Source organism: Bacillus sp. KICET-3, assembly GCF_033261025.1.
Classification (GTDB): domain Bacteria; phylum Bacillota; class Bacilli; order Bacillales; family Bacillaceae; genus Bacillus; species Bacillus sonorensis.
Map to the genome: position 1 here is coordinate 3,607,249 of NZ_CP137345.1, position 20,867 is coordinate 3,628,115.

The window sequence follows — 20,867 nt, forward strand, 5'->3', positions numbered from 1 at the left end:
AAAAAGTTCATTCAGGTGGTGGCACGGTGAAAGTAACAGATCAAGAAAAAGAACAATTAAGCACGGCAATAGACAAAATGAATGAAGGACTCGATGCATTCATTCTGCTTTACAACGAATCGGAAAAAGACGAGCCGCTGATTGACTATGAAGATGAAACGGCTGACATCATCAGGCATGCGATCGAGCAGTACGGGAAAGAAAGCATCAATCAAAAATTAAACGCGATCATAAAAGAAATATTGTCGTTTTCTCTTTTGAAAGATGGTGAAAAAGCATGAAATCAAACCGCGTGTTTATCGCATGGCTCAGGTGGCCGTTATATCTTCGCGTTGCAATCATCATTCTTTTATTGATCGTGTTGTTCGGTCAGCTGATTTCATTGGTGGAGCCTGATCAATTTCCAAATGTCTTTGAAGGAATCTGGTGGGCGCTCATCACGGTTTCTACGGTCGGATACGGCGATTTTGTACCGAAAACTCCCTTGGGGAAAACCGTCGGCATGCTGCTTATTTTATTGGGAGCGGCATTTGTCACGGCGTATTTCGCGACGATGGCAACAGCCGCGTTCAGCAAACAGCAGAGCTATACGGAAGGCAAGGTGCATTATAGGGGCAGCGGCCATATGATTTTGATCGGCTGGAATGAAAAAGCCAATAAATTGATGCGGACATTGCAATCCGCCGATGCTAGCAAAACGATCGTGCTGATCGACGAAACATTAAGGGAGGGCCCCCTCATGGAAAACATCCATTTCATCCGCGGACATGCAGCAGATGATGCTGTTTTAAAAAAAGCCAACATTGAAGAGGCCGAGATCGTGTTTATCACCGCCGACCAGCACAAAAACGAAGCGGACGCGGATATGCAGTCGATCTTGACACTGCTTGCTGTAAAAGGGCTCAATCCTTCCGTTTATTGCGTGGTCGAAATCGTAACGGAAAAACAAAGAAAAAATGCCGAGCGGGCAGGAGCCAATCAAATCATCAGTACGGCGGAGCTTTTGAAAACGGCAATGCTCCAGCATTTTCTCATAAAAAGTCAGCTTCCTGAGCCGATTTTTCAGGAAGCCGACATTCACTTGAAAATCCACGCCATTCCCGTTCCCGAACGGATGGCGGGCAATACTTTTAAAGAGGTTGTCCATCATTTTATGAAGGACGATATTTTCATTGTCGGTGTTCAGCAAAAAGACGGCCCTATTCTGCCGCCTTCTTTTTCTTATACGGTCAAGAAATCGGATAAGCTGCTGTCGTTTTAGAATAAGAGTGCTTTTTCCAGCTCTTTTACGGTAGAACGCCCCAGGTCCTGATACACATCAGGAATATCGGCGTCTTTTTCCTTCGGCTCTGCAAATTGGTCAAAAGATGCCCGGAAGTTTCCCTGTATCACATGATCGTCGAGCGCTTCCTGGTAGACATGGCGGAGCAGAAACGGCCGGCCCAATTTGACCGTTGCATTCTGTGAATCAAGCTGCCCGTCTTCAGCCTCAAATGGAAGACGCAAGAAAAGATATCCGTCAGAATCATCGAGCTTATAATCAAAAAAGCCGCGGTCATACTCCCAGCCTCCGCTGATGACGTAACCGAGCGGCTTCAGCGTTTGTTCCAAATGATAAAGTGAAAAAGAACGGTTTTCTATGTCGGAAGGGATGCTGATCATGTAAAAACTCCTTTTTGCTTTTTAGACTGTCCTGTATGAAAAAATTCATGCGGATCTTCATTGCAATTGCTTGTCATGGCTTTCCGGGTGGCCTTCGGAAATTTCTTTGAACAGGTTGTCGTCTGCGGATGCGCTTTTGGCTGAGGTATGGAGCTGCAGCAAATTTTTGAACTCACCCACGGTTAGCGGTTTTGCCTCATCTGTTAATTCATAGCCGATTTGACCGTTTGATTCCAGCGTTACGTTTTTCACATCAAACATTTTGGAGATGCCTTGCGTTCTCAGCCTCATTTCTAGCTGATCAACGGTCATCCTGTGCTTTTTAAGATTTTTCAGATTGAGTGCTCCATTTTCGACCAACACTACAGCCTTTCCAGAAATCACATTTTCCAAAAAATCGAATTTCATTTTCAAGTATTCAATCAACAACAGAACGATGATAAAGATCAAAGCAGCTCCTACCGTTTTCCAGACGCTCTCTTCTATAATCGGCTGAACGATGATAGTACCGATGAATCTGTAGCGGGCGTCCCTGTCTGCGAAAGCGGATCAAAGAGATCAATTTGCAGGGCTCATCCAGTAGGTTCCGCTGTACCTGAACATACCTCCTTCCTAAGAAACATAAAAACAGCCTCCCGCACGATAAGCACAGGAGGCTGTTTTTATGTTACTGATTCAAACGCTTTTCAAGCTCGGCTTTTTTCTCTTCGAAGCCAGGTTTGCCGAGAAGGGCGAACATGTTGACTTTGTATGCTTCTACCCCAGGCTGGTCAAATGGATTGACGCCAAGTAGGTATCCGCTCATCGCGCAGGCTTTTTCAAAGAAATAGACGAGATATCCGAATGTATAAGCGTTCATTTCCGGTACGTTCACAATCAGGTTCGGAACATTTCCGTCCGTATGTGCAAGCATCGTGCCCTGGAACGCTTTTTTATTGACGAAATCGACCGTTTTGCCGGCAAGGTAGTTCAAGCCGTCCAGGTCATTTTCCGCTTCTTCAATCGTCAGCTCATGTCTTGGGTTTTCAACGTTTACAACCGTTTCAAACAAGTCTCTTCTTCCTTCTTGCACATATTGTCCTAGAGAATGAAGGTCGGTGGAGAAGTTGGCGGAAGACGGATAAATTCCTTTTTCGTCTTTTCCTTCGCTTTCGCCAAACAGCTGTTTCCACCATTCAGCGAAGTACTGAAGGCCCGGCTCGTAATTGATCAGCATCTCGATTGTTTTGCCTTTGTTGTAAAGGATGTTTCTGACCGCTGCATATTGGTAAGCCTGATTGTCTTCCAGCTCTGAGGAAGCGAAGTCTTTGCTGGCGTCTGCAGCGCCTTTCATCATTTCATCAATATCGGCTCCGCTTACGGCGATCGGCAGCAAGCCAACTGCTGTCAGAACGGAATAACGCCCGCCGACATCGTCCGGAATGACGAATGATTCATAGCCTTCTTCATTGGCGAGTGTTTTTAATGCGCCGCGGGCCTTATCAGTCGTTGCATAAATACGGCGTTTTGCTTCTTCTTTTCCGTATTTATCTTCAAGAAGCTTGCGGAAAATCCGGAAAGCAATCGCCGGCTCTGTCGTCGTTCCTGATTTGGAAATGACGTTGATGGAGAAATCGGCATCTTCGAGAAGATCCATCACGTCTCTCATATAAGAAGAGCTGATATTATTGCCGATGAAGATCACCTGAGGCGTCTTCCGTTTTCCTTTCGGCAATACGTTGTAGAATGAATGGTTCAGCATTTCGATCGCAGCTCTGGCTCCGAGGTATGAACCGCCGATACCAACGACGAGCAGAATGTCGGAATCGTTTTTAATTTTTTCGGCGCATGCTTTGATGCGCGCAAATTCGTCCTTGTCGTAATCTGTCGGAAGGTTGACCCAGCCTAAATAATCGCTTCCAGCACCTGTTTTTTCATGAATGCTGTGGTGGGCTACTTTTACGAAATCACGCAAATATGTAAGTTCTTTTTCTTTAAAGAAAGGCAATGCTCTTGAGTAATCAAAACGGACATGCGTCATCTAATAAACCTCCAGTACTCACTGTTTTCTTCAAATTCCGCCAGCGCTTTCATTTATATGCAGCCGGGGCTTTTGACATGTCGATTTTCGGCGACAGCCTCTTCCCTTTTCACTTTATATGAACTCCACTGTGAAATCAAGTGATGAAAAAGGTACAGATCAGGCGACACACGCGGAAAAATCGGATTTTCTCAGCGAACATTAGATTTTTGTCAAATTGACAACATATAAAAAAAGGCCGGGAAGGACCGTCCTTCCCGAGCCGTTTGCCGGCATTTTACAAAGAAGCCTTCAAAATAGACACAACATCTTCTTTATTCAATGTTTTAAAACGGCCAAACTCGCCATTTGCCATCGCTTTATCGGCAATCACATCAAGCTTTTCATCCGTGATGTCGTAATCTGCGAGGCGATTCGGCGCCCCCAGGCTGGTCCAGAATTCAGACAGTTTTTCAATTCCCGCCAAAGCGACTTCACGATCTGTTTTGCCCGTAACATCAATATCGAAGACGCGCACGGCGAGCTGTTTAAAGCGGCCGACATTTTCAGACAGCGTATGTTTCATCCAGTTCGGGAAGAGAATTGCGAGCCCTCCGGCATGCGGAATATCGTACACCGCTGAAACGGCGTGTTCGATGTTATGTGTCGCCCAGTCTCCCCGGGCGCCCATTGACAGCATCCCGTTAAGCGCAATTGTACCCGTATAGAGGATCGTTTCCCGCAGTTCGTAGTTTTCCAGATCTTCTATCAGTTTCGGAGCCGTTTCAATGACCGTTTTTAACAGGGATTCGCACATCCGGTCCTGATACGGCGTATTTTTCGTATGGTGAAAATATTGCTCAAACACGTGTGACATCATGTCAACGATCCCGTAGATCGTATGGTCTTTAGGAACCGAGAAGGTGTTGACCGGATCAAGGATCGAAAATTTAGGGAATACCAGCGGGCTTCCCCATCCGTATTTTTCATTGGTTTCCCAATTTGTAATAACGGACCCGGAATTCATTTCTGATCCTGTCGCCGCCAATGTCAATACCGTCCCAAACGGCAGCGCCTCAGTCGGGATATGTTTTTTCGTGACGATATCCCAGGCGTCTCCGTCATACTTTGCACCTGCGGCGATCGCTTTTGTACAGTCGATGACGCTTCCGCCTCCGACTGCCAAAAGGAAGTCAATACCCTTCTCTTTGCAAATGGCAGCACCTTTATTCACGGTTGCAACCCGGGGATTCGGCTCAACGCCCGCCAGCTCATGAACATTCACCCCGGCTTTTTCGAGGATGGAGACGACTTGATCGTATAAACCGTTTCGTTTAATGCTGCCTCCTCCGTATACGAGCAGCACATTCCGGCCGTAGTTTTTCACTTCGTCTGCAAGCTTTTCGACTTCGCCCCGGCCGAATATGAGTTTTGTGGGATTCCAATATGTAAAGTTATCCATGCAATCTCCTCCTTTAACCACTATTATGTTGAAAGACCTTCCGCCATGTAAAGCGATCTGCTCTTTCACGTATAAACTTTCCAAAACCGTCACAATCTATAAATGTTTTATGATATAAAAAAGGAGGAACAAGTATATGAGCACCATTCAACGAATTGCATTAGTACTGACGATTATTGGGGCTATTAACTGGGGACTGATTGGTTTTTTTCAATTTGATTTGGTCGCAGCTATTTTTGGAGGTCCAGGATCCGCCTTCTCCCGGACGATTTACGCGCTTGTGGGTATTGCCGGTTTAATCAACCTCGGGCTTCTCTTTAAGCCTAACGAGGAAACCGTCCGTGATGAAGCGAAACAGCCGGAAATGCGGTAAACCTAAATCAGCGGATACATGAAAAAAACTCCGGTCTGAAACCGGAGTTTTTTGTGTTAAACCTTACTTTTTAATTAAGTCTTTTCTGTTTGACTGCTCAATCCACTCTTCAAGCTTATCTTTTAACGTGTTGAAGCCTTGAGGAGTTGAAGCTTCTTCAGCTTGAACCGCCTTCTGTTTTCTAGGCTTGCTTTCTTTACGTTCAGGAGCTGCCTGTGTAGCGCGGATAGAAAGGCTGATCTTCCCTTTTTCCTCGTCTACAGAAAGTACTTTCACCTGCACTTCGTCGCCGATCGCCAAGTGTTCATTGATATCTTTAACGAAACCATGCGTTACTTCAGAAATATGCACGAGTCCCTGAGTTTCTTCATCTAAGGCAACAAACGCTCCATACGCCTGTAATCCGGTCACTTTTCCAGTGTAAACACTGCCCACTTCAAATTTTGCCGTCATAACTAACAACTCCTAAATCTTATGAATTTACTCTTTTTATACGCAATAAAAAATTATATCATACAAGTCGGTTTTAAGCAAAAAACTTTTTTCAAAAATAGAAGTTTAAAATCAAGCAAAAAGGGAATACTGAGAATAAATTAGGCTTTCTAGTATTCCCCCCTTATGTTGGATGCGGACCTTTATAAAAGGTGCCGCTTTTTTTAGTTATATGCTTTGAACAAATCGTTTCATTCTGACCAGCGCTTCCTGAAGCTGTTCAAGAGATGACGCATAGGAGCACCTGATATAGCCTTCGCCGCTCGGCCCGAAGACACTGCCGGGTACGACGGCCACCTTTTCTTTTAAGAGAAGCTCTTCGGCAAACGTTTCTGAGCTCAAGCCGGTTTTTTTGACGGACGGGAACGCGTAAAATGCGCCTCCCGGATGGTGGCAGTCCAGCCCGATCTCATTCAATGCGTCGACAAAAAGGTTCCGTCTGCGCCGGTAGCTTTTCCTCATCTTTCCGACATCGTCCAAACCGTTTTTCAGAGCCTCCTCAGCCGCAAACTGCGCCATGCTCGGCGCGCACATCATCGAATATTGATGGATTTTCAGCATCGGGTCCCTTAAAAAAGCCGGAGCGGCGACATATCCGAGGCGCCAGCCTGTCATGGCAAAACCTTTTGAAAACCCGGAGATCAAAATCGTCCGCTCTTTCATCCCGCTGATTTCGGCAAAGCTCGTATATGCTTCATCATATGTAAGCTCGGCATAAATTTCATCGGCGATGACGATCAGATCATGCTTTTCCGCAAAAGCCGCAATTGCCTCCAGCTCTGTTTTTGAATAAACAGACCCGGTCGGATTTGATGGCGTGCAAAGAATAATCGCTTTTGTCCGTTCCGTCAGGGCAGCTTCAAAATCTTCAGGACGCGCTTTAAACCCGCGCTCTGCCGTCGTATGGATGTGAACCGGCTTGCCCCCCGCCAGTGAAACAAGCGCCTCATAGGCGACAAAACAAGGCTCCGGAATCATTACTTCCTCACCAGGATCTAAAATCGCCCTTACCGCAATATCAAGCGCCTGGCTTGCCCCCACGGTCACGATCAGCTCATTCTCCGGTGAATAATCAAGATGAAAACGTTTGTGTAAATATCCGCTGATTTCCCTCCTTAACGACAGAAGACCGGCATTGGCTGTATAAGATGTGTAGCCCTGTTCCAGGGAGATAATGCTGGCTTCGCGGACATTCCACGCCGTGACAAAGTCAGGCTCACCTACGCCCAGGGAAATCACGCCCTCCATTGTGGACGCAAGGTCAAAAAATTTGCGGATCCCGGACGGTTTAATTTGCTGTGCTGCTTTGGATACATACGTTGATCTCATTTTAAGGAGACACCACGATTCTTTTGTCATCATCACCGGAGTCAAAAACTTTACCGTCATGCTTGTATTTCTTTAAAATAAAGTGGGTAGTTGTCGATACGACGGATTCCAGCGTCGATAATTTTTCTGATACGAAGTGCGAAATATCCGACATCGTTCTGCCGCGGATGACAACAGATAAATCATAAACGCCTGACATTAAGTAAACGGATTCAACTTCTTGAAACCTGTAGATGCGCTCCGCTACTTCATCAAACCCGACGCCGCGTTTCGGCGTCACTTTGACATCAATCATCGCTGTCACGCCTTCATGGCCGTCTACTTTGCGCCAGTCGATCATCGCCGAATAATCTATGATCACCTTTTCTTTCTCAAGCTTTTCAATAATTGCTTTTGTTTCTTCCTGGGAAATATTCGCCATCTTGGCGATCGTTTCTGGTTCCAGGCGGCTGTTCTCCTCTAAAATTTCTAAAATTTCGGTTTCTTTTTCTGTTAACTTCATCTGCTATCACACCTTTATTTTGTCGAGAAATCTTCTGAATATTATAGCACGATTTTCCGTGAATGTAAGTCCGTAAAAAAACGAAATCAAAGCGTGAAAAAATTTTTTTCGGGTACGATAAGTAACATACAAAAAGGCTGGCCTGACAACGCGAAGCCGGTCACATTACAGGACAGAAAACCATTCGGAGTGAGTTTGATTATGCTGTTAACAAAACCTTCTACACAGAAGATTCAAGGGGTTGATATATATTATGAACATTACGAAAATCCCGGCAAAACAACGCTGATATTACTGCACGGCTTTCTCTCCTCATCGTTTTGCTACAGAAAAATCATTCCGCTTTTGAAGGATGAATTCAACTTAATCGCCATTGACCTCCCTCCGTTCGGCCAATCGGAAAAATCACAGACATTTATTTATTCTTACCAGAATATGGCCAGGGTGGTCATCGAGCTGGTTGAAGGTCTGAACATTAAGGAAGCCGTTCTCGTCGGCCATTCTATGGGCGGTCAAATATCGCTTTATGCAGTCAGAGAGAAGCCTGAATTGTTTCAAAAGATCGTCCTGCTGTGCAGTTCCGGATATTTGAAACGGTCGCCCCGGTCGCTTATTTTCGGAAGCCATATTCCGTATTTTTATTTATACATTAAACGCTGGCTTGCCAAACAGGGCGTACTGAAAAATTTGAAGAACGTCGTATATGACAGCTCTTTGATCGATCAGGAAATGATCGACGGCTATTTGAAGCCGTTTCTCGACGATCAGATTTTCAGGGCCCTCGCCCGGCTGATCCGCCATCGGGAAGGAGATTTAACACCTGACGATCTGAAAAAAATTGAAACGCCCTCTCTTTTAATCTGGGGGGAAGAAGACCGCATCGTTCCTGTGCAGATTGGGAAAAGGCTGCACCAGGACCTGCCTGATTCAAGGTTCTTTTCTTTAAAGGATACCGGGCATCTTGTCCCGGAAGAAAATCCTGATTACGTATCCGACAAAATCGGGGAGTTTATTCTCACGTAAAAAACCGCCTGTTTTGGCGGTTTTTTTTAAGGCCGCCGGAAAACCGGCAGCTCGTCGCGCGCTTTTATGTCAGCAAGTGCTGCTATCTTTAATCACGAGCAGCTTCTCCGCCAGCTTGATGCAGTCCTCCAAGGGCAGCACTTGATCAAAAGATACTTCAAAAACGGCTTGAATCGTCTTCCCAAGCTGTTCAGGATCGTCTTCTGTGTAAACGGCCTGAACGATTTCCGCCGCCTCTGTTTCATAAAAATCCTGTCCTGCCTGAAAAGGGTCCCATTTTTTTACCGTCTGGATGATTTGCATCGCTGCTTGACTTTCTTCCATGTTTATCACCGCTTACCCTGTAATTTTACACAGCTATTGTACCACAGGGCACAGGCTTTCCGGGAAGAAAAGCTTGTTTTAGACATCCGCCTTTCTGTTTTTTCGCCTTGCGATTACATATGCGCCGATGCCGTTTACAAGAATCAGGCCAAACAGAGTGTTTCCCAGGGGCGCCCAGCCGCTTTCCCCGGTGAATAATAATGAGAGCGCAACCTTGCCGATGAGCGTCACATTCACAAGCACCAGCCCCCACTTGATGGACCGCCGCCAAAATGCCGTTCCGATGAGGATGAGAAACATCATCATCAACATAACGGTGAGAATCGCCTTTACAGGATCGGCAAGAAGCATGCGCTCATACTCCAACACAACCTGCATATCCCGGTTGATCGTTTCCGGTTCAGGAAACCAGACCATGCTGCTCATCATCAGCACAAATGTGGCTGCAATGCCCTTCCAGCTTCGTTTATAGCAAAAATAGACAAGCACAATCAAAAAGACTGGCCGAATATACCAGCTCAGCGGATTGAGATGACGCTGGAATGCCCAAGCTAAAATACGGCTCCATTCCATGGCTGCCACTCCCTTTTATTTTTCTTTGATTAAACATTGCAATCTCCTGTCATCCTCGTTAATGTATAACATATGAAAGAGACATGAGGTGAGATCATGGATTTTAATATAGAACATAATAGACGCGGAACGCAATCCGTCAAGTGGGATATGACACAGGAGCTGTTCGGTGTGAAAGATGCGCTGCCGATGTGGGTGGCGGATATGGACTTTCGCGCTCCCCAAGATGTCATCGATGCCCTTCTGCAGCGCGTAGAGCATGGCGTGTTTGGCTATACTTCAGCAAATGAAGCCACAAGAAAAGCTGTTGCCGGATGGCTCGGCACAAGGCACGGCTGGGAGATCGATCCATCATTCATCACGTTCAGCCCCGGCATCGTCACCGCTCTTGGCATCGCTGTTCAAACGTATACAGAGCCGGGAGACGGCGTTATCGTGCAGCCGCCGGTTTACACTCCGTTTTTTGAAATGGTGAAGAAAAACGGGCGCACCCTTTTACATAATCCTTTAATTGAAAAAAACGGGCGCTATGAAATGGATTTTGATGATCTGGCGACAAAGCTGCAGGAACCGAATGTGAAGCTCTTGATTCTTTGTAATCCGCATAATCCTTCAGGCCGTTCCTGGACGAAGGATGAGCTGACAAAACTAGGTGAGCTTTGTCTTGCACATCAGGTAACCGTCATCTCGGACGAAATTCATTCCGACCTGATGCTCCGCGGATTGAAGCATACCCCGTTTGCTTCTATTTCCCGGGAATTAGCCGAGCTTTCCATCACATGCATCGCCCCGAGCAAAACGTTTAATCTGGCGGGTTTGCAGGCATCAGCCGTCATCATACCCGATCTGGCGAAGAGAAACGCATTCATGAAAACGATGCATCGCGTGGGGCTGGGTTCTTTAAACACTTTTGCCGTTACAGGAATTGAAGCCGCCTACTCAAAAGGGGAACCTTGGCTCGCCAGCTTAATTCCTTATATTGAAAACAATATGGAAGAGGTTCGCAGCTTTTTGGCCCGCGAGCTGCCCGAAGTAAAGATGATGACCCCTGACGCTTCTTATTTGATTTGGCTCGACTGCCGGGGGCTCGGCCTTTCCGATCAGGAGCTGAAGCAAAAGCTGCTTCATAAAGGAAAGCTCATCCTTGAGCCCGGCCCAAAATACGGCCCGGGTGGAGAAGGATTTGTCAGAATGAATGTCGGATGTTCCCTGTCTGTCGTAAAAGAAGGGCTGAACCGGTTAAAAACGGCTTTTTCATAAGAACCCCGGCAGGAAGCCGGGGCTCTTTTCACCGTTTATGCCCATCTTGGTTCAGCGTTTTTTCAAGCTTTTCGGCTTTTTTCGCTTCAATTCTGGAATGCTTGACGATCAGCCGGAATACTAAAACAGTGATGATCAAGAAAATCGCCAACGTAATAAAAGAAGGAATGTATTCTCTTTTATCTTCAGGAAAATACAGCATAAATTGAATCAGAAATGGCGGCATTTTTCTTCCTCCCCGATTTTTTTTACAATGCTTGCCTTTTATTCCATCATACCATCAGGAGGCGGATGCAGTGAATCAGTTTCAAGTCGGAGATAAGGTGAAAGGCTTTTATAAAACAGGTGTTTATATTGGAGAAATTACCGATATTAAACCGATGCACTATCTGGTCAAAATTCTCGCCGTTCTTACTCATCCGAAGCAGGGCGATCTTCATCATCCAAAGGATGCGGACGTACCTTTTTTCCATGAGCGGAAGGCGCTTGCCTACCGAGAACAAACAAACATTCCGCACCATATGGTCAAGCCGTTCGACGGTCCTGTTCCGGAATACGAAGAGTCCCTCCGCGACGCGTTGACCCGCTTTAAAAAAGAGTTATTACGCGATCCTTCAGATTATGCGGCAAAATCGCTTGAACATGCCGCTGTTCTCGAGAAAGAATATTTTCCAAACAAATAACCCAATCTTCTATCCAAGATTGGGTTTTTTACGTGGCGTGCGGAAACACTTTGGAAAGATCAATCCTTTCGCCGATCGTCGTTGGCTTCGGATTCTCCAAATATTGTTTATCCCGTTCCACCAGTTGAAATAATTTATATGTCGTCATCGCGTCATCAAGCGCTTTATGCTGTTTGCCCGTTCCTAAATCGCCGTATTCCTCGGCGGCTTTCCACAAATTCGTCAGTGTTTTGTCGCCAAAAAATTCCTTGTACTCCATTGACAGATCTCTCATTTCCCCTTTGAATGGAAACGGAACATGGTTAAACATACAATTTTGTTTCAACACTTTCATATCCATGTTTCCCCATGTGATAATGACGCTGTTTTGATCCGGATCAAGCTCCTTCAGTTTGTCAATAAATGAATGAAACGTCATGCCTTGATCAACTTTTTCCTGTGTAATGTTTAAAAACGATTTGCACCGTCTCGTCAATTTAGGAAACTTCTTTGGTTTGATATAGCTGGAAAACGTCTCCGCCACCTCATCATCCACCACTTTTACGATCCCTGCTTCAATGATTTCCGGAAAAAAATTTTGCGGATGATATTTCCCCTCAGGCATTGTAAATTCAAAATCAATAATCAGTAAGGTGCTTGGTTTCACTTTTTACACCTCCCTTTCTTATCGCAATATAAAGCATTCTGAGGAATCTTCCGGATTTATCCGTTGCGTCCCTAAGACTTGCTGCCCGACACGTTTTCATTTCTTTTATTATATCATTATATTTCTATATTTAAGTATTATTTTCTGAAAATGTTGAAAATTCATTCAAACGCCTGCCATGTTTAAATTGGAGAGCTCCTTCCGTCATCTCTTGCCAAGATTCCTTTATAATGGAATGGAATTCAATTTTTTAAGAAGGTGATTCGCATCTCTGTTTATAAGAAAAACCTTTTGATTATGTGGTTTGCGAATTTTTTTGTCGCGGCAAGCTCCACCATGATCCTCCCGTTCCTTTCCCTGTACATCAAGACCCTCGGTGCTCATCCGGACGGATTTACCGAAAAGTGGAGCGGGTATGTCTTTGGCATCACATTTTTAATGGCTTTTTTGGTTTCCCCTTTTTGGGGAAGGTTTGGCGATAAACACGGCTACAAGAAGATACTGCTGATCACGGGTTCCGGAATCGCAACAAGCATTCTCCTCATGTCTCTTGTCACGTCTGTATATCAGCTGTTTTTTCTGAGAATGGTGATGGGCCTGGTCACAGGCTTCATTCCAACATCCTTGGCGATGATTTCCGCGCAGACGCCGAAAAAAGCGGCTGGCAAAGTGCTTGGCACCTTGCAGATGGGCACGGTCTCGGGCGGATTATTCGGACCTTTGCTCGGCGGGCTTCTTGCCGATCATGTCGGTTTTACATATACCTTTTTTATCACGTCATTCGTCATTTTCGGGGCTGTCTGTCTCGTCTTGGCCGGAGTCAAAGAGCGGCCGCTGAAAGTTAACCGGGGTCAATCCGCTCCTTATACGAGAAAACAGGTATTAAAAACGATTATAGGGAATCAGCCCCTGATCACGGTTATGCTGCTGACGGCGATCACTCAAATCGGAACCTTCAGCATTCAGCCGCTTCTTGCCTTGTATGTCGGCGAGCTGCACGGCACTCGGCATCTGGCGTTCTTTTCCGGGTTGGCTTTTTCCGCCACAGGTCTTGGCAGCCTGCTGTCCGCGAGAAAGTGGGGCGCTTTAGGCGACCGGTTCGGTTATGGAAAAATTTTGATCATCCTCTTGCTCGCGGCCGCGGTCTTCTTTATCCCTCAAGGCTTGACATCGTCATATCACATGTTTGTCATCTTCCGCTTCCTGTTCGGCATCGCCCTGGGCGGAATGATACCATGCATTACGGCTTTCATCCGCGTTCAGGCTCCGGGCGCCATACAGGGGGAAGTCCTTGGCTACAATGTCAGTTTCAGATTTTTGGGCAATGTGATCGGCCCGGTTCTGGGCGGAATGATCTCCAGCCATTTTGGCATTTCTTCGGCCTTTTACGTTACCGCTTTTCTCTTTTTCAGCGGAGCCTGCCTTTTGCTCTTTCAAAGGTCTCAAGCGAAAAAAACAGAAGCCAAAGCAAGCTGACATTGCATAAAAAACAGGAAATCTATAAAAATATCCTTCTCGCCGTTCAAAAAGAATGGTACGATATGGCTAGAAATTTGCGGAAAAGAGAGTGACCAAGTTGCGTTCAATTATTGGGTGGATTTTACTCATCATGTTAATTCCTATTTTTGTATATATGTTAGTCGCCTCCGGGCAGGAGGCCCAGGTCATGCAGCCATTGGATCGTGTGCTGGATGAAAAAATCGATATAAAAGACAGCGGCCTTGTACAAAACAGCTACATGTACGACCGTGACGGCGCTTTGATTTCTGAAATGGTTTCAGATCACCAGAACCGGGTGTTCGTCTCCTATCAAAACATTCCCGATCCTGTCAAACAGCTGTTTCTGACGTCAGAGGACCGCCATTTCTTTCAGCATAAAGGCTTTGATTTTATCGGGATGGTCCGGGCCGCCGCGGCCAATTTCAAAAAAGGCGGCATCGACCAGGGAGCAAGCACCATTACACAGCAGCTATCGCGAAACTTGTATTTGAGCCATGAACGCTCCTTCGACCGCAAGCTGACTGAGCTCCTGTATTCCTATCAGCTTGAAAAAAGATTTTCTAAAGAAGAAATTTTCGAGAAATATTTAAATACGATTTATTTTAACAATGGCGTCTACGGGATCGGCTCTGCGGCTTCTTTTTATTTCAGCAAGCCTCTGAAATCGCTCAGCCTTGCTGAAATGGCATTTATTTGCGCGATCCCTAATAACCCTACATTATATGATCCTTTAAAACATTTTGACTACACAAAAACCCGTCAAAAGCGGCTTCTTCAAGGGCTGAAAAAAGCCGGGGTCATTTCCGGGAAAGAGTACAAACAAGCGGTTAAGCAAAAAATCAAGCTGAATATTAAAGAAAAGAAAGACGCTTATCCCGACTATGCGACATATGTCAATGATGAATTCAAAAAGCTGGTATCCGCTTCCGAAGGATTTGACGAACGGCTGAAAAAAGCTAAAACAAAAGAAGAAAAGAAAAAAATTGAAAAAGAGCTCTCCAACCGGATCACCGCCCTTCTGACAAAAGGCATTAAAATCTACACAGCGCTCGATCCGGCGATGCAAGAGCGGGTCGTCCAGCAGGTCAACAGCCGGCTTCCGTATGAAGGAGTGCAAGGCGGTGCGGTGGTCATCAACCACCAGACACATCAGATCGTCGCAATGTCAGGGGGGAAACAATATCAGAAATACAATTTCAATCTCGCCTATCAGGCTCACAGACAGCCCGGTTCATCGATAAAACCGCTCCTTGATTACGGACCTTACATAGAGGAAACCGGTGCAACGGCCGGCAGCATGATCGACGCAAGCAAGTTTTGCAGCAAGGATTACTGTCCGAACAACTATAATGAAAGAACATACGGAACCGTTTCGCTTAAAACGGCCTTTAAATATTCCTACAATACACCGGCCGTGCGGATGCTAAACCAGGTAGGCGTGCAAAAAGGGTTCAGCTATTTGAAGCCGTTTAATTTCGAAAAAATCGTTCAGAGGGACTACCGTCTCCCGGCTGCCCTGGGCGGATTCACGGACGGTTTCTCACCGCTGGAGATGGCGGACGCCTATACGACCTTTGCCAATAACGGCAGCTACACGGCCAATCATGCGATCACAAAAGTGACGGATCTAAAAGGCAAAACCCTTTTCAAATGGAAAAGCAAACCGAAGCAGGTCTTCAGCATTAGAACGAACAATCAAATCCGCGAACTTCTGGCGGCTGTTGTCAAAGAAGGAACCGGACGAAAAGCGAATTTCAGCGGCGGATATGTAGGCGGTAAGACAGGGACATCCAACAGCTACAGGGATCTGTGGTTTGTCGGACTGACAGATGCATATACGATGAGTGTTTGGGTTGGAAAAGAAGCCAAAGGCAATGTGGAATTTCTTCACAATGCAGCGCCTCACCTTTTGATCTGGAAAGGAACGCTGCAAAACGCATATTAAGCATGAAACGGGGTGGCCGCAGATGAAAGAGATGCCTGATCATATCGTCCTTTTTGACGGGATATGCAATTTTTGCAACGGAGCCGTTCAATTGATCATCAAACATGATCCTGAAGGCCTGTTTTCATTCGCTTCTCTGCAATCTGACATCGGCCGGAAGCTGCTCAAGCAACACCGGCTCCCCGCCGATCATTTTGACAGCTTGATCCTCATAAAAAACGGCCGCGTCTACATGAAGTCATCGGCGGTGCTGCAAGTCGCAAAGAGCCTTCCCGGGCTGTGGCGGGCAGCAGCCGTTTTTCTCATCATTCCAAAGCCGCTGCGGGACGCGGTTTACAGCCTGATTGCGCGGAACCGCTATAAATGGTTCGGTCAAAAAGAGACATGCATGATTCCCGGCCCTGATATCAGGAAGAGATTCCTGCCATAAAAAAACCGGAGCCTCTGGACGGCCGTCCATGCTCCGGTTTTTTTACGGCTGTCTGCTTATACGGGCAGACTGGCCATCATGCTGTTGTAAAGCTTCATCATGAGATAGATTGTTCCAATTGCAAAAGTAAACCAGAACAGCAGCTGAAACATAATAAAGCCGATCAATGAAACAAATGAAAGCGTGCCGTGGATGGCATAAACGATGAAAATAAAATAAACGAGCGTCGCCAGCAGGAAAAGCACCGCAATTCCTACAGCATATTGGACAAAAATAAACGATAAAAGACTTGCCCCGAGATAGATCGCGGAACCGATCCTGATTTTCTTCAGGTTGGCGCCTTCCGGATCTTTGGCAAAAAATAAAAGAGAAAGCTCTGTCACTGTGTTTGCGATTAATTTCAACGCGGAAAACACCATAAAAAAGATAAGGGCAAAAACGGCAAACAGCGCCATCCTGATGCCGTTCTCAGAAAAAAACTCGAGCATGCCTTCGTAAATGCCGAGAGAAGACAAAGCCTGCATGGCATAGATAACGGCTGAAATCGCCAGTGAAGAACTAAAAAGCAGTATTGCGAAAAACGGAAAATAACCTGTTATGTAAGTATTTTTCATAAAAAAGACCCTTTCTGATATGTTCCATCATTCATTATGTACGACTTTAGCACCTGTTGACAAGAATATTTTCCATATTTTTTATCTGATCTGTGTTTTCAGGATGAGGACATGCAGTTTTCTTCACAAATCCGCCATTTGCCTGTAAAGTATTACTTGTTGACTTTACCAATAGATCGCGAGGAATCGCCAGTGAAAAAAACATTAAAACTTCAGACCCGCTTAACGATATTTGTCTGTGTTGTCGTCTTTATTTCTTTATTGATCACATTTTTCATGATCGGATCTGAAACGGCCAGAAACATACGGGAGCAGGAGCAGGCGAGCGCGCTTCAGACGGCGCAGGTGATCGCCGAAGCGCCGCTGACGGTTCAATCCCTTGAAAACGGCGAATACAAAAAACTTCAAGCTTACACATCCCGCGTTCAGAAGATAACAAAAACAGAATTTATCGTTGTCATGGATATGAACAGCATCCGCAAAACCCATCCCGATCCGCATAAAATCGGAAAGAAATTTGCCGGCGGCGACGAACAAGAGGCGCTGAAAGGACATCAGCACATCAGTACCGCAAAAGGGACGCTCGGCGTATCCCAGAGGGCGTTTGTTCCCGTCTTTAATGAAAAAGGAAAACAGCTCGGCGCCGTTGCGGTTGGAATCACGCTGAATGAAATTCAAGAGATCATCAACCGGAGCCTGCGTCCTTTATATACCGTCATTATACTCAGCATCTGTGTCGGCATTATCGGAGCCGTCATTGTAGCCAGAAAAGTAAAAACGATCATGTTCGGAATGGAGCCCTACGAAATTGCCACATTGCTGAATGAGCGTAGCGCCATGCTCGAATCGACGAAGGAAGGAATTCTCGCCGTTGATCAAAAAGGCAGAATCAAGCTTGCCAATGCTGAAGCAAAACGGCTTTTTAAAAAAATGGGGATTAATGAAAATCCGATTGATCAGGATGTGAGCAACCTCCTGCCGAACAACCGTCTGAAACAAGTGATTGAAACCAAGAAGCCCGTCAATGACCGCGATGTCAGAATCAACGGTCTTGAGCTTGTCTTTAACGAAGTTCCGATCCACTTAAAAAAAGGCGACATCGTCGGAGCCATCGCCACCTTCCGGGACAAAACAGAAGTTAAGCACTTAGCTGAACAGCTGTCAGGTGTTAAAATGTATGCAAACGCACTGAGGGCGCAATCCCATGAGTTCATGAACAAACTCCATGTCATTCTCGGACTTGTCCAACTAAAGAACTATGATGAACTCGGGAAGTATATAAAAGATATTGCGATCTACCAGCAGTCTGAAACAAGCGAAATCATAAACCACATCAAAAATTCCGTCCTCGCGGGCTTTCTTCTCGGCAAACAAAGCTATATCAGGGAACAGGGAGCCGCCTTGGAAGTCCATTGTTCGACGAGAATCCCCGACACCGCGGATACCGAAGTGGTTCATGACTTGATCACCGTCATCGGCAATCTGCTCAACAATGCCCTTGATGCCGTCTCGGCTTCAGAGAAAAAGAACATTTCGATTTCATTCAGGCATCATGACAGCCATCTTGATATCGAGGTGAGCGATACGGGGGTCGGCATAGCTGAGGAAGACCAGGAGAAACTGTTTGAACAGGGCTTTTCAACAAAAGGATCAAATCGGGGATTGGGACTTTATTTCGTTGAACAATGTCTTGAAAATTTAAATGGACATATTATCGTGACGAGCGAAAAGAATGAAGGAACGACATTCAGTCTCCGCATTCCGTACGCACCAAAGGAGGATGACCATGATTGACGTATTAATTGTCGAAGACGACCCAATGGTGAGAGAACTGAATAAACGCTACCTCAGCCAGGTGGACGGATTTCGCTTGAAGGGAATTGCCGCTTCTTTTCAAGAGGCGGTCTCCTTCCTGCGCGAGCACCACGTCGACCTGATTCTGCTTGATATTTACATGCCGGGCAGAAACGGCGTCGAGCTTTTGACAGAAATCAGGCGCCAAAACCAGGCGGTCGATGTAATCGTCATTTCAGCCGCAAGCGAAATGGACGTTGTTCAAAAAACGCTTCGCTTCGGAGCCGTCGATTACTTAATCAAACCATTTGAATTCGAGCGGTTTCAAACCGCCCTCACCGACTACAAGCGAAAGCAGCAAATTTATGCAAGCAACCGGAATATCAGCCAGAAAGAACTCGATTTTGAGCTTTTTCAAAAAAGACGGACGCCTGAAAAAGTCCACCTGCCAAAGGGATTGACCAAAAGCACCCTAAAATTAATCTGGTCAAGCATCAAATCGTTTGACAGCCTGACATTCACGACAGAAGACCTGGCCAATCATACAGAAATCTCCCAGGTATCGATCCGCAAGTATTTGAAATTTCTGGAGGAAATCGAGGTTCTTAACGTCGAAATGGCCTATGGAACGATCGGGAGACCCGTTTTCCAATATAAATTAAATACGAACGACATGAATGTCATCAACCAGTATTTATAGTCCGGCTCTCCCCCCTTTCTGTGAAGGGGGATTTTTTTGTCGAAAAAGCTTGTCACATCTGATGCCAAAGCGCTTGAATCGATATGAGACGTGTTATACAAGAGTAACTATCACGTGATTCAGAATGATTTCTAGCTGAGAACGTATCATGTTAAAGTCTCAGTTTTTTTGAAATTTAAGCAATTTTCTATTTATTTATCCTGAACAAAGTGATAAATTATGATTGGTTGGCTGATTGTGAAATAAGTCAGATGTCTTATTTCCTGAAAATCGGGATCGGCTTGATGATATGCCGGCGTTTCTTCAACATGATGAGGCGATGGTCTCATTCGAATGAACGTTCATCCCGGGCTGATCAAAAACAAAACGGGGGGGTTTTTTCTTGAATACACGCAAAGCTGGACTGGCTCTTTCGCTTGTATTGGCGGCGGGCGCGATTTTGACCGCATGCGGGGCAGGCGGAGAAAAGACGAGTGGAGAAAAGGGAAAAGACCAGTTTACGGTCGCCATGGTAACAGATGTCGGAGGGGTGGACGACAAATCATTTAACCAATCCTCATGGGAAGGAATTCAGGCCTTTGGAAAAGCCAACAACCTGGAAAAAGGCAAAAACGGATATGACTATCTGCAGTCTAAATCAGATGCAGATTATACGACAAATCTCAATAAATTGGCGCGTGAAAAGTTCAGTCTGATTTACGGCGTCGGCTATCTGATGGAGGATGCCGTCAGCGAAATTGCGGAACAGCGCCCTGACAGCCACTTTGCCATCATCGACGCTGTCGTTGAGAAAGACAATGTGGCAAGCATCACATTCAATGAACATGAAGGGTCATTCCTAGTCGGCGTCGCCGCAGCCCTATCAAGCAAATCCAAAAAAATCGGTTTTGTCGGCGGAATGGAGTCGGAATTGATCGAAAAGTTTGAATCCGGTTTCCGTGCAGGCGTACAAGCCGCTGATCCAAAAGCGACCGTGCAGGTCAAATATGCGGGCGCCTTTGACAAAGCCGACCTTGGGAAAGCAACGGCTGAAAGCATGTACAAATCGGGCATAGATGTGATTTACCATGCAGCCGGCGGAACCGGAAACGGCGTATTCACCGAAGCGAAAAACCTTAAAAAAGAAGATAAAAACCGCAGCGTCTGGGTGATCGGTGTAGATAAAGACCAGCATGCAGAAGGACAGGTCAAAGGAACAGACTCAAATGTCACACTGACCTCCATGATCAAAAAAGTCGATGTAGCCGTCAAAGACCTGACTGAAAAAGCAAGCAAAGGCGATTTTCCCGGAGGCAAAACCATCACGTACGGCCTTAAGGAAGACGGCGTCGGCATCGCTCCGACAACTGATAATCTGTCGAAGGACACCATCAAAGCAATCAACGAATGGAAACAAAAAATCATTGACGGCAAAGTCAAAGTACCATCTTCCCGCAAAGAGCTGAAAGACTTCAAGATATAGCCTTCATAAAAAAGGCTCTTCACACCGGGCCGACTCTGCCGCAAAGCCGCAAGAAGCTGCAGTCATGCAGCTTTTCTTATGCTGATCTTAAAAC

Annotated in this window: 24 protein-coding genes; 12 read left to right on the top strand and 12 right to left on the bottom strand. The window is 45.9% G+C overall.

Annotated features, from left to right (window positions below; genetic code table 11):
- Window positions 1–26 precede the first annotated feature (26 nt).
- Entirely contained in the window at window positions 27–281 is a 255-nt protein-coding gene (locus R5H20_RS18475) for a hypothetical protein (RefSeq protein WP_006638854.1), read from the top strand.
- Window positions 278–1,261 carry a potassium channel family protein gene (locus R5H20_RS18480; protein WP_006638855.1) on the top strand — a complete coding sequence of 328 codons (984 nt, stop codon included), beginning with the start codon at window positions 278–280 and terminating at the stop codon, window positions 1,259–1,261. The genes R5H20_RS18475 and R5H20_RS18480 overlap by 4 nt, the downstream gene beginning before the upstream one ends.
- On the opposite strand, the gene R5H20_RS18485 is transcribed toward R5H20_RS18480, so the two are convergent.
- From R5H20_RS18485 to R5H20_RS18500, 4 genes are all read right to left on the bottom strand, one after another.
- The gene (locus R5H20_RS18485) at window positions 1,258–1,662 is read right to left on the bottom strand and encodes a YugN-like family protein (RefSeq protein ID WP_006638856.1); all 405 of its coding nucleotides are present in this window, start codon (window positions 1,660–1,662) and stop codon (window positions 1,258–1,260) included. The genes R5H20_RS18480 and R5H20_RS18485 overlap by 4 nt on opposite strands.
- 57 nt (window positions 1,663–1,719) lie before the next feature.
- Window positions 1,720–2,112 (bottom strand): DUF421 domain-containing protein, encoded by a 393-nt coding sequence (locus R5H20_RS18490; protein ID WP_006638857.1) that lies wholly within the window; start codon window positions 2,110–2,112, stop codon window positions 1,720–1,722.
- Between the two features lie 217 nt (window positions 2,113–2,329).
- Window positions 2,330–3,682, bottom strand: a complete 1,353-nt coding sequence (locus R5H20_RS18495; protein WP_006638858.1) for a glucose-6-phosphate isomerase — start codon at window positions 3,680–3,682, stop codon at window positions 2,330–2,332.
- A gap of 277 nt (window positions 3,683–3,959) precedes the next feature.
- A complete protein-coding gene (locus R5H20_RS18500) occupies window positions 3,960–5,123 on the bottom strand; it encodes an iron-containing alcohol dehydrogenase (protein ID WP_006638859.1) in 1,164 nt (387 codons plus the stop codon).
- Window positions 5,124–5,259: 136 nt separating this feature from the next.
- Between R5H20_RS18500 and R5H20_RS18505 the strand changes: the two genes are divergently transcribed.
- Complete coding sequence (locus tag R5H20_RS18505) at window positions 5,260–5,496, top strand: DUF378 domain-containing protein (protein ID WP_006638860.1); 237 nt, start codon at window positions 5,260–5,262, stop codon at window positions 5,494–5,496.
- 63 nt (window positions 5,497–5,559) lie between these two features.
- Here the strand turns inward: R5H20_RS18505 and yugI are convergent, their stop codons facing one another.
- The 3 genes from yugI to R5H20_RS18520 all read right to left on the bottom strand — a co-directional run bounded on the left by yugI (window position 5,560) and on the right by R5H20_RS18520 (window position 7,819).
- On the bottom strand, window positions 5,560–5,949 hold the full coding sequence (gene yugI / locus R5H20_RS18510) for a S1 domain-containing post-transcriptional regulator GSP13 (protein ID WP_006638861.1): 390 nt from the start codon (window positions 5,947–5,949) through the stop codon (window positions 5,560–5,562).
- Between the two features lie 207 nt (window positions 5,950–6,156).
- Complete coding sequence (locus R5H20_RS18515) at window positions 6,157–7,317, bottom strand: aminotransferase (protein ID WP_006638862.1); 1,161 nt, start codon at window positions 7,315–7,317, stop codon at window positions 6,157–6,159.
- Between the two features lies 1 nt (window position 7,318).
- Window positions 7,319–7,819 (bottom strand): Lrp/AsnC family transcriptional regulator, encoded by a 501-nt coding sequence (locus tag R5H20_RS18520; RefSeq protein WP_003184796.1) that lies wholly within the window; start codon window positions 7,817–7,819, stop codon window positions 7,319–7,321.
- A 201-nt stretch (window positions 7,820–8,020) separates the two neighbouring features.
- Here R5H20_RS18520 and R5H20_RS18525 point away from each other — a divergent pair, with 201 nt between their 5' ends.
- Window positions 8,021–8,842: an alpha/beta fold hydrolase gene (locus R5H20_RS18525; RefSeq protein ID WP_029418721.1), complete on the top strand. Its 822-nt coding sequence runs from the start codon at window positions 8,021–8,023 to the stop codon at window positions 8,840–8,842.
- 69 nt (window positions 8,843–8,911) lie between these two features.
- On the opposite strand, the gene R5H20_RS18530 is transcribed toward R5H20_RS18525, so the two are convergent.
- The gene (locus tag R5H20_RS18530) at window positions 8,912–9,166 is read right to left on the bottom strand and encodes a DUF1871 family protein (protein ID WP_006638864.1); all 255 of its coding nucleotides are present in this window, start codon (window positions 9,164–9,166) and stop codon (window positions 8,912–8,914) included.
- Between the two features lie 78 nt (window positions 9,167–9,244).
- A complete protein-coding gene (locus R5H20_RS18535; RefSeq protein ID WP_006638865.1) occupies window positions 9,245–9,739 on the bottom strand; it encodes a hypothetical protein in 495 nt (164 codons plus the stop codon).
- Window positions 9,740–9,835: 96 nt separating this feature from the next.
- On the opposite strand from R5H20_RS18535, the gene R5H20_RS18540 reads away from it, so the two are divergent.
- Window positions 9,836–10,999 carry a MalY/PatB family protein gene (locus R5H20_RS18540; protein WP_006638866.1) on the top strand — a complete coding sequence of 388 codons (1,164 nt, stop codon included), beginning with the start codon at window positions 9,836–9,838 and terminating at the stop codon, window positions 10,997–10,999.
- Window positions 11,000–11,027: 28 nt separating this feature from the next.
- Here R5H20_RS18540 and R5H20_RS18545 read toward each other — a convergent pair whose 3' ends face one another.
- Window positions 11,028–11,225: a hypothetical protein gene (locus R5H20_RS18545; RefSeq protein ID WP_006638867.1), complete on the bottom strand. Its 198-nt coding sequence runs from the start codon at window positions 11,223–11,225 to the stop codon at window positions 11,028–11,030.
- Window positions 11,226–11,295: 70 nt separating this feature from the next.
- Between R5H20_RS18545 and R5H20_RS18550 the strand changes: the two genes are divergently transcribed.
- A complete protein-coding gene (locus R5H20_RS18550; protein WP_006638868.1) occupies window positions 11,296–11,682 on the top strand; it encodes a kinase-associated lipoprotein KapB in 387 nt (128 codons plus the stop codon).
- 28 nt (window positions 11,683–11,710) lie between these two features.
- On the opposite strand, the gene kapD is transcribed toward R5H20_RS18550, so the two are convergent.
- Window positions 11,711–12,286, bottom strand: a complete 576-nt coding sequence (gene kapD / locus R5H20_RS18555; RefSeq protein WP_206702695.1) for a 3'-5' exonuclease KapD — start codon at window positions 12,284–12,286, stop codon at window positions 11,711–11,713.
- Window positions 12,287–12,625: 339 nt separating this feature from the next.
- Here kapD and R5H20_RS18560 point away from each other — a divergent pair, with 339 nt between their 5' ends.
- From R5H20_RS18560 to R5H20_RS18570, 3 genes are all read left to right on the top strand, one after another.
- On the top strand, window positions 12,626–13,804 hold the full coding sequence (locus R5H20_RS18560) for an MFS transporter (protein WP_006638870.1): 1,179 nt from the start codon (window positions 12,626–12,628) through the stop codon (window positions 13,802–13,804).
- Between the two features lie 133 nt (window positions 13,805–13,937).
- Complete coding sequence (locus R5H20_RS18565; RefSeq protein WP_051056693.1) at window positions 13,938–15,773, top strand: transglycosylase domain-containing protein; 1,836 nt, start codon at window positions 13,938–13,940, stop codon at window positions 15,771–15,773.
- Between the two features lie 22 nt (window positions 15,774–15,795).
- Window positions 15,796–16,203 (top strand): thiol-disulfide oxidoreductase DCC family protein, encoded by a 408-nt coding sequence (locus R5H20_RS18570; RefSeq protein ID WP_006638872.1) that lies wholly within the window; start codon window positions 15,796–15,798, stop codon window positions 16,201–16,203.
- A gap of 56 nt (window positions 16,204–16,259) precedes the next feature.
- On the opposite strand, the gene R5H20_RS18575 is transcribed toward R5H20_RS18570, so the two are convergent.
- Window positions 16,260–16,817, bottom strand: coding sequence for a YufK family protein (locus R5H20_RS18575; protein ID WP_006638873.1), 558 nt, complete (start codon window positions 16,815–16,817; stop codon window positions 16,260–16,262).
- A gap of 192 nt (window positions 16,818–17,009) precedes the next feature.
- Between R5H20_RS18575 and malK the strand changes: the two genes are divergently transcribed.
- From malK to R5H20_RS18590, 3 genes are all read left to right on the top strand, one after another.
- Window positions 17,010–18,611 carry a malate sensor histidine kinase MalK gene (gene malK / locus R5H20_RS18580; protein WP_006638874.1) on the top strand — a complete coding sequence of 534 codons (1,602 nt, stop codon included), beginning with the start codon at window positions 17,010–17,012 and terminating at the stop codon, window positions 18,609–18,611.
- Window positions 18,604–19,311, top strand: coding sequence for a response regulator (locus R5H20_RS18585; RefSeq protein ID WP_006638875.1), 708 nt, complete (start codon window positions 18,604–18,606; stop codon window positions 19,309–19,311). The genes malK and R5H20_RS18585 overlap by 8 nt, the downstream gene beginning before the upstream one ends.
- Window positions 19,312–19,693: 382 nt before the next feature.
- Complete coding sequence (locus R5H20_RS18590) at window positions 19,694–20,773, top strand: BMP family lipoprotein (RefSeq protein WP_006638876.1); 1,080 nt, start codon at window positions 19,694–19,696, stop codon at window positions 20,771–20,773.
- Window positions 20,774–20,867 lie beyond the last annotated feature (94 nt).